Genomic DNA, 13,065 nt, shown 5'->3' with positions numbered 1-13,065 from the left:
CCACATCATGACCCACGCATCCAAGCCCCTCGTTGCCCCCGTGCACGTCAGCGCCATCGCCCCGTACCAGGCAGGCAAGCCGATCGAAGAACTGGCCCGCGAATTCGGGCTGGATCCGGCGACCATCGTCAAGCTGGCGTCCAACGAAAACCCGTTGGGCATGCCCAAATCGGCGAAGGCGGCCATGCTGGCTGCGGCCGAATCGCTGGCACGCTACCCGGACCCCAACGGCTTTGACCTGAAGGCGGCGCTGGCTGAACGCTACGGCGTGCCGATGAACTGGATCACGCTCGGCAACGGCTCGAACGACATCCTGGAAATCGCCGCGCTGGCGCTGCTGGAGCCGGGCGCTTCCGCGGTGTACGCGCAGCACTCGTTTGCGGTCTACCGCCTGGCCACGCAGGCGCGCGGCGCGCGCCACATCGTGGTGCCCGCCGTGGACCACGGCCACGACCTGGATGCGATGTTCGACGCGATCGCCGACGACACGCGCCTGGTGTTCATCGCCAACCCGAACAACCCCACCGGCACCTTCGTGCCGGGCGACAAGGTTGCGGACTTCCTGGAACGCGTGCATGCCGCGCACGGCGACCGCGTCACGGTCGTGCTGGACGAGGCCTACAACGAATACCTGGATCCGGAGCTGCGCTTTGACAGCACCGCGCTGGCGCGCCAGTACCCGAACCTGATCGTGTCGCGCACGTTCTCCAAGGCTTATGGCCTGGCCGGCCTGCGCGTCGGTTTCTCGGTGGCGCAGCCCGGTCTGACCGACCTGCTAAACCGCGTGCGCCAGCCGTTCAACGTTAATACGCTGGCCCAAGCCGCAGCCATCGCCGCACTCGGCGATGCCGACTACCTCGAGGAAGCCTACGCTTCCAACAAGGCAGGCAAGGCCCAGTTGTGCGCCGCGTTCGACAAGCTGAATCTGCGTTACGTGCCCAGCTATGGCAACTTCGTGCTGGTCCACGTGGGCGACGCGCCTCGCATCAATCTTGAACTCCTCAAGCGCGGCGTCATCGTGCGTCCCGTTGCGGGCGACGGTCTGCCGGAGTGGCTCCGCGTGTCCATCGGACTGCCTCAAGAGAACGCCCGATTCATCGACGCCCTGACCGCCATCCTGACCGCATGAACGACGCGTTACCTTCTTCAGATCAGGGGGCCGCGGGCCCCCTGATTCCTGTATTGGCAGTGGTTGGCGTCGGCTTGATCGGCGGATCGTTCGCGGCGGCCTTGCGGCAGGCAGGGCAGGTGGGCAAGGTGCTGGGCGTGGGGCGCAATGCGCAGTCGCTGGAACGCGCTGTGGCGCTGGGCCTCATCGACGAGGCCGTGACGGCCGAAGCCGCGGCGGCCCAGGCGGATCTCATCATGCTGGCAACGCCGGTCGGCGGCCTGACAAATGTGCTGTCGCAGATGCGGACGCACCTCTCGCCGCGCGCCGTCCTGACCGACGGCGGCAGCACCAAGGCCGAAGTGGTCGAGGCGGCGCGCGATGCGCTGGGCGATCGCATCGGGCAGTTCGTGCCGGGCCATCCCATCGCGGGCGCCGAGCGCACCGGGCCGGAAGCCGCGGATGCGGACCTCTACCGCGGACGCACCGTCATCCTCACGCCTGTGCCTGAAAACGGCGCGGCGGCCATGGCGTTCGTGCGCCAGGCTTGGCAGGCTTGCGGCGCGCACGTGATCGACATGGACGCCGACGCACACGATCGCGTGCTCGCGTCGGTCAGCCATCTTCCGCATCTGCTGTCGTCGGTGTATATGGAACAGGTGGCCACGGCCGCCGACGCCGCGACCCGGCTGGAACTGGCGGGCAGCGGCTTTCGTGATTTCACCCGTATTGCCGCCGGATCGCCCGAAATGTGGCGCGACATTTTTTTGTCCAATCGCGACGCGATGCTGGCCGAGCTGGCCGCTGTGCGCGGCGTGCTGGACCGGGCCGAGCGCGCCATCGCCGATGGCGACGGCGAGGCTTTGCTGACGCTGCTGGACACGGCGGCGCGTGCGCGCCGCGGCTGGCGCAAGGAGTAGTTCAATGGGCGCTTTGTCTTACCTCGATCTGCCGCGCGTGCGGCGCGCGCAGGGCGCGATGGCCTTGCCGGGATCCAAGAGCATTTCCAACCGCGTGCTGTTGCTGTCGGCCATCGCCGAAGGCACGACGGTCATCACCGGCCTGCTGGACTCCGACGACACTCGCGTCATGCTGGCGGCGTTGCGCCAGTTGGGCGTGCAGGTGTCCGACCTGGAAGCCGGGCGCGTCACGGTGCAGGGCGTGCGCCGTTTTCCGGTGGAAAGCGCCGACCTCTTCATGGGTAATGCGGGCACCGCAATCCGTCCGTTGACGGCGGCTCTGGCCCTCATGGGCGGCGACTACCGCCTGTCCGGCGTGCCGCGCATGCACGAGCGCCCGATCGGCGACCTGGTCGATGCCCTGAACGCGCTGGGCGCGCGTATCGACTATCTGGGCCAGCCGGGTTATCCGCCGCTGCACATCGGCCGCGGCGACATCGCTGAAACCGCCGTGACCCGCGTGCAGGGTTCGGTCTCCAGCCAGTTCCTGACCGCCTTGCTGCTGGCCGCGCCTTTGCAGGCTGCTCGCAGCGGCAAGCCCGTCACGATCGAGGTCTTGGGAGAGCTGATTTCCAAGCCCTACATCGAGATCACGCTGAACCTGATGGCGCGCTTTGGCGTGCTGGTGCAGCGGGACGGCTGGAGCCGATTCGTTGTGGACGCGGGCGCCGCCTATCGCAGTCCGGGGCAGATCGCCGTGGAAGGGGACGCATCGACGGCGTCGTATTTCCTGGCGCTGGGCGCCATTGGCGGCGGCCCGGTGCGCGTGACCGGCGTCGGCGCCGACAGCATCCAGGGCGATGTGGGATTCGCGAGCACACTGGCCGACATGGGCGCCAAGGTTACCTACGGTCCTGACTGGATCGAGGTGTCGGGCGTGCAGGTTGCCGACGGCGAGCGCCTCAAGGCCTTTGATACCGATTTCAACCTGATCCCCGACGCGGCGATGACAGCCGCGGCGCTGGCCCTTTATGCCGACGGTCCTTGCCGGCTGCGCAACATCGGCAGCTGGCGCGTCAAGGAGACGGACCGCATCCATGCCATGCAGACCGAGCTGGAAAAGCTGGGCGCGCAGGTGGAGTCCGGCCCCGATTGGCTGCGCGTGACGCCGCCGGCGCAGGACGCCTGGCGCGATGCCCACATCGGCACCTGGGACGACCACCGCATGGCGATGTGCTTTTCGCTGGCGGCATTCGGACCGGCGGCGGTCCGCATTCTTGATCCCGGATGTGTCAGCAAGACGTTCCCGGGTTACTTTGACGTCTACGCCGGCCTGGTTTCGCCCTAGCGCTGCATCGCATCCATGACTTTGACTGCTTCAACTCCCGCCTCCCTGGCCCCGGTCATCACGATCGACGGTCCCACCGCGTCCGGCAAGGGCACCGTGGCTCATCGCGTCGCCAAGGCGCTGGGCTGGGCGGTGCTGGACAGCGGCGCCCTCTACCGGCTGACTGCGCTGGCTGCCATCAACCGCGGCGTTGCCGCCGACGACGAGCCCGCCGTGGCGCGCGTGGCCGAGACGCTGGATGTGCGGTTCGACGGACCGCACGTTTACCTCGAAGGGGCCGATGCCGGCCATGACATCCGCCGCGAGGAAGTGGGCAATTTCGCATCTCGCGTGGCGGCTTTCCCGGGGGTGCGGCAGGCCTTGCTCGAGCGCCAGCGCGCCTTCCGGCTGCCGCCCGGCCTGGTTGCGGACGGCCGCGACATGGGCACCGTCGTGTTCCCGGACGCGTCCCTGAAGGTCTTCCTGGTCGCCGACGTGGTCGCCCGGGCGGAGAGGCGGCGTAAGCAGTTGATCGAAAAGGGAATTTCTGCTAACCTAGACGACCTTTTGCGGGATATGCGCGAGCGTGACGCGCGCGACACCGGGCGCGCCACTGCGCCGCTGGCTCCCGCAGCAGATGCACACGTGCTGGATTCGTCCAATCTGACGATCGCGGAAACGGTGCAGGCAATCCTGGATTTCTGGCAGCAAGCCAACCCGTGAAATTAAGTGAAGTTAAGTGAATTTACGGGCAGTGTTGCTACAGGCAGTATTGCTACCGGCAGTTTTTAGCATTTTTTGATTAGGCCCTGCTCAAGCCAGGCGACTCCCCCACGGGCCACCCCGCAAGGGTCAGCCAGCCGGCAGGTATTTTGACTCCACTGTGGCGGGCAATCCGCTGCGGTGTGTTCTTAACGGCCATTTCGGCCCAATGGATTTCAACCCCATGTCTTCCGTTTCCACTACCGCCACCGGCGGCGAAAGCTTCGCCGACCTTTTCGCACAAAGCCTCAAGAGCCAGGACATGAAGTCCGGCGAGGTCATCAGCGCCGAAGTCGTGCGCGTCGACCACAATTTCGTCGTCGTCAACGCCGGCCTGAAGTCCGAAGCGCTGATCCCCCTGGAAGAGTTCCTGAACGACCAGGGCGAGCTCGAAGTGCAACCTGGCGATTTCGTCTCGGTGGCCATCGATTCCCTGGAAAACGGCTACGGCGACACCATCCTGTCGCGTGACCGCGCCAAGCGCCTGTCGGCCTGGCTGCAACTGGAAAAGGCCCTGGAGAACGGCGAACTGGTTACCGGCACCATCACCGGCAAGGTGAAGGGCGGCCTGACCGTCATGACCAACGGCATCCGCGCCTTCCTGCCGGGTTCGCTGGTGGACCTGCGTCCGGTCAAGGACACCACCCCGTACGAAGGCAAGACCCTCGAATTCAAGGTCATCAAGCTCGACCGCAAGCGCAACAACGTTGTGCTGTCGCGTCGCCAGGTGCTGGAAGCCAGCATGGGCGAAGAGCGTCAAAAGCTGCTCGAAACCCTGCACGAAGGTGCCGTGGTCAAGGGCGTGGTCAAGAACATCACCGACTACGGCGCGTTCGTCGACCTGGGCGGCATCGATGGTCTGCTGCACATCACCGACATGGCCTGGCGCCGTGTGCGTCACCCCTCCGAAGTCCTGCAAGTGGGTCAGGAAGTCGAAGCCAAGGTCCTCAAGTTCGACCAGGAAAAGAGCCGCGTCTCCCTGGGCGTCAAGCAGCTTGGCGAAGATCCGTGGGTGGGCCTGGCTCGCCGCTACCCGCAAGGCACCCGCCTGTTCGGCAAGGTCACGAACCTGACCGACTACGGCGCGTTCGTTGAAGTCGAAGCCGGCATCGAAGGTCTGGTCCACGTGTCCGAAATGGACTGGACCAACAAGAACGTCGACCCGCGCAAGGTTGTGACCCTGGGCGAAGAAGTCGAAGTCATGGTCCTGGAAATCGACGAAGACCGTCGCCGTATTTCGCTGGGCATGAAGCAGTGCCGCCAGAACCCGTGGGAAGAGTTCGCCACGAACTTCAAGCGTGGTGACAAGGTCCGCGGCGCCATCAAGTCGATCACCGACTTCGGCGTGTTCGTCGGCCTGCCCGGCGGCATCGACGGCCTGGTTCACCTGTCCGACCTGTCGTGGGCGGAATCTGGTGAAGAAGCCGTGCGCAACTTCAAGAAGGGTGACGAAATCGAAGCCGTGGTTCTGGGCATCGACACCGACAAGGAACGCATCTCGCTGGGTATCAAGCAGCTGGAAGGCGACCCCTTCAACAACTTCGTCGCCACGTTTGACAAGGGCGCCGTCGTTCCGGGCACCATCAAGTCCGTCGAAGCCAAGGGCGCCGTCGTGACGCTGTCCGTGGACGTCGAAGGCTACCTGCGCGCTTCCGAGATCTCCTCGGGCCGCGTCGAAGATGCCACCACCGTGCTGTCCGCCGGCGAAAACATCGAAGCCATGATCGTCAACATCGACCGCAAGACGCGTTCGATCCAACTGTCGATCAAGGCCCGTGACAACGCCGAAACCGCCGACACGATCCAGCGCATGTCCGATGCCAGCGCTTCGTCCGGCACCACCAACCTCGGCGCGCTGCTGAAGGCCAAGCTGGACCAACAGCGCAACGACGGTTAATTCGTGACCAAGTCGGAGCTGATCGCCGCCTTGGCGGCCCGCTATCCTCAGCTGGCCGCCCGCGACACCGATTACGCGGTCAAGACCGTACTGGATGCAATGACCCAGGCCCTGGCCTCGGGTCAGCGCATCGAGATCCGCGGTTTTGGCAGCTTCTCGTTGTCGCAACGGTCACCCCGTATCGGTCGCAATCCCAAATCCGGCGAGCAGGTGCTGGTGCCTGGTAAACAGGTGCCGCACTTCAAGGCGGGCAAGGAATTGCGCGAGCGGGTGGACCTGGTCGGCGGCAATGACGAGGACGCTCAATCCTCTGGGTCGAGCGAGTCGATGCCGTCTTCCATGGCAGGTTTGCACGCCATGCACTGACGCGTCGGCCAGGCAGGGCTGCCTTCGGGCAGATCGGACCGCGAGCAAAGCCCCTTGAGAAATCAAGGGGCTTTGTTTTTGTGGCGCCGGTTCATGCGGGCGCCCGGCTTGCGCAAGGGCCGGCCGTGCTCCGCCTTGGGGCTTTTTTTTCTCTCGTCATGAAGACGTCGCTTACAATTGACGGTCTCGAATCATCTGGAGCATGCGCCATGCGCTATCTCGTCTGGGCCCTGCGATTGCTCGTCTTTGTTGCGGTGTTGATGTTCGCCTTGAAGAACACCGACCCCGTCGCCGTGAAGTTCTACGCCGACTACGTCATCCAGGATGTCCCGCTGATCGTCGTCATGCTGGTCGTGTTCGTGCTTGGCGCGCTGTTCGGCCTGCTGCTGACGGTGCCCGCCGCGCTGCGCCGCCGCCGCGAGGCCATCCGCCTGCGCCGCGAACTGGATCGCATCCAGGCCGCCGCCAATGGCACGACGCCCGTCGTGCCCCCCGAAGCCGTCGCTCCCATGTCGCCGCTGTGACATCGCGCCGCCTTTTTGCACCGAATTACCGCATGAGTCCGAATAGTGGATTTTGAACCTTGGTGGTTGATATTCGTCCCGGTGCTGTTCGCGCTGGGCTGGCTGGCCGCGCGATTCGACATCCGGCAGATGCTGCGGGAAACGCGCAGCCTGCCCGACTCCTATTTCCGCGGGCTGAATTTCCTGCTCAATGAAGAGCCTGATCGCGCCATCGACGCCTTCGTCGAAGTCGCCAAGCTGGACCCGGAAACCACGGAGCTGCACTTTGCTTTGGGCAGTCTGTTCCGCCGCCGCGGCGAAATGGAGCGCGCTATCCGGGTGCACCAAAGCCTGCTGAACCGTTCCGACCTGCCGCAGGCCGAACGCGAACACGCGCAGCACGAGCTGGCGCAGGACTTCCTGAAGGCAGGGATGCTGGATCGCGCCGAAAGCGGTTTCGAGCAGCTCAAGGACACGCGCTACGCCTTGCCCGCGCTGCGCTCGCTGATCCGCATTTATGAATCCGAGCACGATTGGCCGCGCGCGATCGAGGCCGTGAAGACCCTGCAAGGCCTGATCGACGAGCCCGTCCCGCAAATCGTGCATTACTACTGCGAACAGGCCCAGACCGCGTTGGCGGCCAAGCCCGCCGACGTCGAGGCCGCGCACGAGGCGCTGGACGCGGCGGACCATGCGCTGTCCACCACCGAAGCCGCCTCGAGCAAGGGCGCCAAGGTGCGCACCGCCATGCTGCGGGCGCGCCTGGCGCTGATCGAACAGGATCCGAAGCGCGAACGGCTGTATCTCGAGTCGGTCATGACCGACGCGTCCGAATACGCCGGGCTGGTGGCCGAACAGTTGCTGGCCAATTACCGCAATGCCAACCAGGTGGCGGAGGGCTTGGATTTCCTGCAAAAGCAGTATGGCCGCCATGCGTCCCTGGACCTTTTCAATGTCGTGTTCCGGGAGCTGCGGGTGCAGCAGGGCGCCGCGACCGCGTGGGCCTTTGCCCGCGGCGCGCTGCGCAGCCATCCTTCGCTGTTGGGGCTGGATCGCTTGCTGGAAGCCGAACTCGCCAACGGCGACAGCGACGGCGATCACGGTCCGGTGCCGGGCGCCGATCTGACGCTGCTGCGCAGCCTGATTCACAAGCACACGCAACGGCTCGATCGCTACGCATGCCGCAATTGCGGTTTTCAAGCGCGTCGTTTTTACTGGCAATGTCCCGGCTGCAACGCCTGGGAAACCTATGCGCCGCGCCGTCTGGAAGAACTTGAATGAACTCTTTTCCCGCCGAAGCCATTTCGCGTAGCCGCGTGCTCGTGGTTGGCGACGTCATGCTGGATCGCTACTGGTTCGGTGAAGTCGAACGTATCTCGCCCGAAGCGCCGGTGCCGGTCGTGCGGGTCGCGCGACGCGAAGACCGTCTGGGCGGCGCCGCCAACGTGGCGCGCAACGTCGCGGCCTTGGGTGGCCACGTGACCCTGGTCGGCGTGCTGGGCCAGGACGAAGCCGGCGACAGCGTTCGGCGCCTGGCCACCGAGGCCGGCATCCAGGGCGACCTGATTGCCGACAACGAACTGCACACCACCCTCAAGATGCGCGTGCTGGGCCGCCAGCAACAGCTGCTGCGTGTGGACTTCGAACAGCATCCCACCCAGCCATCGCTTGACGCGGTGGACGCCGCGCTGGCCCGGCATCTGGCCAACCACGACATCGTCGTTCTGTCGGACTATGCCAAAGGCGTGCTGACCCGGGTCGAATCGCTGATTGCGCTGGCGCGCAGCGCGGGCATCCCGGTGCTGGTGGACCCCAAGGGCGACGACTATTCGCGTTATCGCGGCGCGACGCTGGTCACGCCCAACCGCTCGGAGATGCAGCAGGCAGTTGGCCGCTGGACGTCCGAAGCCGAATTGACCGATCGTGCGCAGCGCCTGCGCGCCGATCTGGACCTTGAAGCCTTGCTCGTGACGCGGTCCGAGCAAGGCATGACTTTGTTTTCCGATGCGGGACGCGACCACACCGACGCGCAAGCGCATGAGGTGTTCGATGTGTCCGGTGCGGGCGACACCGTGCTGGCCACGCTGGCGGTTACGCGCGCCATCGGTTTGCCGTGGGCCGAAGCCATGGGCTGGGCCAACAAGGCCGGCGGCATCGCCGTGGGCAAGCTGGGCACGTCCGTCGTCACGGCCGCGGAATTGGCAGGAGAATCCTCATGATCGTCGTTACCGGAGCCGCGGGCTTCATTGGCAGCAACCTGGTTCGCGGACTCAACCGCCGCGGCATCGAAGACATCATTGCCGTCGACGATCTGACCGAAGGCGACAAGTTCGTCAATCTGGTCGACTGCAAGATCGCCGACTACATGGACAAGGACGACTTCCGCCGGCGCGTCGCCGATGGCAGCCTGCCCGAAATCCGCGCGGTGCTGCACCAGGGTGCGTGCTCGGACACGACCGAGCGCAACGGCCGCTACATGCTGGACAACAACTACCGCGTCACGCTGGAACTCTTCGAGTTCTGCCAGGCGCGCCGCGTGCCGTTCCTGTATGCGTCCTCGGCGGCCGTGTACGGCGGTTCGACGACCTACGTCGAGCATCCCGACAACGAGGGCCCGCTGAACGTCTACGGCTATTCCAAGCTGCTGTTCGACCAGGTGCTGCGCAAGCGCATGGACAGCCTGACGGCGCAGGTCGTCGGTCTGCGGTACTTCAACGTGTACGGTCCGCACGAGCAGCACAAGGGCCGCATGGCCTCGGTGGCGTTCCACAACATGAACCAGTTCCTGGAGCACGGGCACGTGCGCCTCTTTGCGGGCTGGGACGGCTACGTGGATGGCGGCCAGAGCCGTGACTTCATCTCGGTCGAGGATGTGGTGGCGGTGAATCTGCATTTCCTGGATCACCCCGAGCAATCGGGCATCTTCAATTGCGGCACCGGCAAGGCGCAGCCGTTCAACGACGTGGCGGCCGCGGTGGTGAACACGCTGCGCGCCGAGCGGGGCGAAGCCGAGCTGACGCTGGCTCAACTGGCCGAGCTGGATCTGATCCGCTACATCCCGTTCCCGGACGACCTCAAGGGACGCTACCAGAGCTACACGCAGGCGGACGTCACGCAGCTTCGGGCCGCCGGTTTTGCTGCGCCGATGCGCGATGTGCAGACGGGCGTGGCCGAGTACGTGCGCTACTGGCGCGCCCGGAAGTAATCCGCCGCGCAGGCAAGGCGACAACGAAGGCCACCGCGACGCGGTGGCTTTTTTTTGCCCGCGACGTTGCCTGCCATTGGCCGGGGACATTGCCGGGGTATCTGCACGCGTAGTTGCCGGGGTGGATGTTTTGGTTCACCGGACCGGCGCTGCGAGCCGCCCGCCCCGATGATGGCAACGGGGCGCGTCAACCGTCGCGTCCAGAACCGTCAGGAGAACCCCATGAATCCCTTCGTCCATCCCACCGTTGCCCGCAACGTGCCTCTGGCCTCGTGGCGCCGCGCGCGTCCCGCGGCCATGACCGCATGCCCCCGCGAGCGGCACCGCATCCTGCGGCGGGCGCTCGGCGCGTTGCTGCTGTCCGCTGGCCTGGGCGTGGCCGCGCCGCCCGCGCATGCGGTGGACATCAACCAGGCCACCGCAGCCCAGCTTGAGGGCGTGCGAGGCATCGGCCCGCGCACCGCTGAAATCATCGTCCGTGAACGCGAGCGCGGCGGCGGCTTTGAGTCGCTGGACGACCTGACCGAACGTGTGCGGGGCATCGGCCAGAAAAAGGCTCAGGCGCTGCAGGCGGCCGGGCTGACAATCGGCGCGGCGGGTGCGGCCGCCAAGCCGTCGGCAGGCCAGTCCGGCGCGGCGCCCGGAGCCCGGCCCGCGCCCGGCAAGGCCGCTGCGCCAAAGCCGGCGCCGCCTGCCGCCAGTGCGCCGGCACAGGTCCGCGCAAAGCCCTGAGCCGGGTTCTGGCTAACCCTGGCGTGTGCGCGGCTTTTGCGGCCGCGCGGCGCCGGGCGGAGTTATGATCGACCGCATGACTACTACCTACCCCACTATCGAGCAGACCGTCGGCAACACGCCCCTGGTGCGCCTGCAGCGCATTCCTGGGGCGGCGGGCGACGCGCGCGGCAATGTCATCCTGGCCAAGCTGGAAGGCAACAACCCGGCGGGATCTGTCAAGGATCGTCCCGCCTTGTCGATGATCCAGCGCGCGGAAGAGCGCGGCGACATCAAGCCCGGCGACACCCTCATCGAGGCCACCAGCGGCAACACCGGCATTGCGCTGGCCATGGCGGCCGCCATGAAGGGTTACCGCATGATCCTGATCATGCCGGACAACCTGTCCGTCGAGCGGCGCGCAGCCATGGCCGCCTATGGCGCTGAGCTGATCCTGACGCCGGCCGACAAGGGCGGCATGGAATACGCCCGCGACCTGGCCACCGAGATGCAGGCCGATGGCCGTGGCGTGGTGCTGGACCAGTTCGCCAATCCCGACAATCCGCGCGCGCACATCGAAACGACGGGCCCGGAACTCTGGAATCAGACGGAAGGACGCATCACCCACTTCGTCAGCGCGATGGGCACCACGGGCACGATCATGGGCGTGTCCACCTACCTGAAGTCTCGCAATCCCGCCGTGCAGGTGGTGGGCGCGCAGCCGGCCGAAGGATCGCAGATTCCCGGCATCCGCAAGTGGCCCGAGGCCTACCTGCCCAAGATCTTCGACCGCAGCCGCGTGGACGCCTACGAGTCCATCCAGCAATCCGAGGCCGAAGTGATGGCACGGCGGCTGGCTGCCGAGGAAGGCATTTTCGGCGGCATCTCGTCGGCCGGCGCGCTGGTCGCGGCCCTGCGGGTTGCCGAACGCGTCAACGATGCGACCATCGTGTTCATCGTGTGCGACCGCGGCGATCGCTATCTGTCGACGGGCGTGTTCAACTGACACGCGGGGCTCCCGGCCGCCCCGGCCAGTAGGGCACCCAAATGAAAAACGCCCTGGCGGTTGAACCTGCCAGGGCGTTTGTCTTTCGGCGCGGACGTGTCCGCACGAGGTCGCTCACCGCGCGACGCGGGCCTCGATCTCCGTTGCCAGATCCGCCACCGACGTCGCATAGAAGTAGCTGCGGTTGTACTTGGTCAGGGCAAAGAAGTTGGGCGTGCCCACGCGATACTGCGCCGTGCCGCGCATTTCTTCGACCAGATCCACCACGCCCAGCGGCTGGCTGCTCCAGCCATCGCTGGTCGCGCCGGGCTTGAGCTGCGAGCCGGCCGCCGACAGCGTGGTCCAGCTTTGCTTGGGCTCCAGGCCGCCGTCCACCAGCGCGGTGGGATCGGCGGGCAGCACCACGGGCGCGAACACCGGCAGGCCGCGCTGCCAACCGTGCTGCGCCAGGAAGCTGCCCACGGACATGATCGCGTCCTGCGTATTGTTGGTCAGGTCGATATGGCCGTTGCCGTCGCCGTCCACGGCGTAGTGCATCACGCTGGTCGGCATGAATTGCGGCATGCCGATGGCGCCGGCATAGGAGCCCTGCGTTTCCAGCTCGAGCTTGTCGTTCATGACCAGCGTCAGAAAGTCCGCCAATTGGGTGCGGAACATGGTGGCGCGCTCGGGCTTGGCGGGATCGGGGTAGTCAAAGGCCAGCGTGGCCAGCGCGTCCAGGACGCGGAAGTTGCCCATGTTGCGGCCATACAGCGTTTCGACGCCGATGATGGAGGCAATGATGGGCGCGGGCACGCCGAACCGTTGCGCGGCCTGATTCAGCAGGTCGCGGTTTTCGTTGTAGAACTCGACGCCCCAGGCGATGCGCTTGGGCTCGACGAAGCGCGACCGGTAGGTCAGCCAGCTGCGCCAGACCTTTTTGCCCGGCGGGGAGGGCGCAATCAGCCGCGCGACCGTCGCGTTGTAGCGCGAGCTTTCCAAGGCGGACACCATCGGCGCCAGCGGCAGCTGCCGTTCGGCGGCCAGGTTCTCGACGAAGGTGCGGACCTCGGGGCGCAGCGCGCCCGACGGCGTCAGCGTGGCGGGTGCGTCGTCCGCCAGTTCGGGGCCGAGCGTCGGCGTGCTGGGCCCGATGCGGATGGGGGTTGTCCCTGAAGCCTGGGCCGTTTGGGGAGCGAGGGACGTGGAGGGTGTTGCGGTGGGAGTGGTGGTGGAGCACCCCGCCAGCAGGGCGGAAAGCGCGCCGAGTTGCAGTATTCGCCGACAGATGAACATAATCTT

At 66.1% G+C, this 13,065-nt stretch carries 13 protein-coding genes; 12 read left to right on the top strand and 1 reads right to left on the bottom strand.

Annotated features, from left to right (window positions below; translation table 11 throughout):
- Positions 1-7 precede the first annotated feature (7 nt).
- From hisC to cysM, 12 genes are all read left to right on the top strand, one after another.
- Positions 8-1,129, top strand: coding sequence for a histidinol-phosphate transaminase (gene hisC / locus B2W22_RS18470; protein ID WP_175122836.1), 1,122 nt, complete (start codon positions 8-10; stop codon positions 1,127-1,129).
- The gene (locus B2W22_RS18465) at positions 1,126-2,028 is read left to right on the top strand and encodes a prephenate dehydrogenase (RefSeq protein ID WP_286939103.1); all 903 of its coding nucleotides are present in this window, start codon (positions 1,126-1,128) and stop codon (positions 2,026-2,028) included. Before hisC ends, B2W22_RS18465 begins: the two co-directional genes overlap by 4 nt.
- Before the next feature lie 4 nt (positions 2,029-2,032).
- A complete protein-coding gene (aroA, locus tag B2W22_RS18460) occupies positions 2,033-3,355 on the top strand; it encodes a 3-phosphoshikimate 1-carboxyvinyltransferase (RefSeq protein WP_286939101.1) in 1,323 nt (440 codons plus the stop codon).
- Between the two features lie 15 nt (positions 3,356-3,370).
- Positions 3,371-4,057, top strand: coding sequence for a (d)CMP kinase (gene cmk, locus B2W22_RS18455; RefSeq protein ID WP_175137464.1), 687 nt, complete (start codon positions 3,371-3,373; stop codon positions 4,055-4,057).
- Between the two features lie 223 nt (positions 4,058-4,280).
- A complete protein-coding gene (gene rpsA, locus B2W22_RS18450; protein ID WP_175122832.1) occupies positions 4,281-5,993 on the top strand; it encodes a 30S ribosomal protein S1 in 1,713 nt (570 codons plus the stop codon).
- Positions 5,994-5,996: 3 nt separating this feature from the next.
- Positions 5,997-6,359, top strand: a complete 363-nt coding sequence (locus B2W22_RS18445) for an integration host factor subunit beta (RefSeq protein WP_056322254.1) — start codon at positions 5,997-5,999, stop codon at positions 6,357-6,359.
- Between the two features lie 209 nt (positions 6,360-6,568).
- Positions 6,569-6,883, top strand: coding sequence for a LapA family protein (locus B2W22_RS18440; protein WP_062838607.1), 315 nt, complete (start codon positions 6,569-6,571; stop codon positions 6,881-6,883).
- Positions 6,884-6,928: 45 nt separating this feature from the next.
- Positions 6,929-8,143 (top strand): lipopolysaccharide assembly protein LapB, encoded by a 1,215-nt coding sequence (lapB, locus tag B2W22_RS18435; RefSeq protein WP_175137465.1) that lies wholly within the window; start codon positions 6,929-6,931, stop codon positions 8,141-8,143.
- A complete protein-coding gene (gene rfaE1 / locus B2W22_RS18430; RefSeq protein WP_175122830.1) occupies positions 8,140-9,081 on the top strand; it encodes a D-glycero-beta-D-manno-heptose-7-phosphate kinase in 942 nt (313 codons plus the stop codon). Before lapB ends, rfaE1 begins: the two co-directional genes overlap by 4 nt.
- Complete coding sequence (gene rfaD, locus B2W22_RS18425) at positions 9,078-10,067, top strand: ADP-glyceromanno-heptose 6-epimerase (protein WP_056567633.1); 990 nt, start codon at positions 9,078-9,080, stop codon at positions 10,065-10,067. Before rfaE1 ends, rfaD begins: the two co-directional genes overlap by 4 nt.
- Positions 10,068-10,289: 222 nt before the next feature.
- The gene (locus B2W22_RS18420) at positions 10,290-10,799 is read left to right on the top strand and encodes a ComEA family DNA-binding protein (protein WP_286939099.1); all 510 of its coding nucleotides are present in this window, start codon (positions 10,290-10,292) and stop codon (positions 10,797-10,799) included.
- A gap of 76 nt (positions 10,800-10,875) precedes the next feature.
- Complete coding sequence (cysM, locus tag B2W22_RS18415; RefSeq protein ID WP_056569425.1) at positions 10,876-11,784, top strand: cysteine synthase CysM; 909 nt, start codon at positions 10,876-10,878, stop codon at positions 11,782-11,784.
- A 114-nt stretch (positions 11,785-11,898) separates the two neighbouring features.
- On the opposite strand, the gene mltB is transcribed toward cysM, so the two are convergent.
- Positions 11,899-13,059, bottom strand: a complete 1,161-nt coding sequence (mltB, locus tag B2W22_RS18410) for a lytic murein transglycosylase B (RefSeq protein WP_286939096.1) — start codon at positions 13,057-13,059, stop codon at positions 11,899-11,901.
- Positions 13,060-13,065: the final 6 nt, after the last annotated feature.

Source organism: Achromobacter sp. UBA4530, from assembly GCF_002388205.1.
Classification (GTDB): Bacteria; Pseudomonadota; Gammaproteobacteria; order Burkholderiales; family Burkholderiaceae_B; genus Achromobacter; species Achromobacter animicus.
The sequence above is the reverse complement of the archived record's forward strand: the minus strand, read 5'-3'. Positions and strand labels throughout refer to the sequence as shown.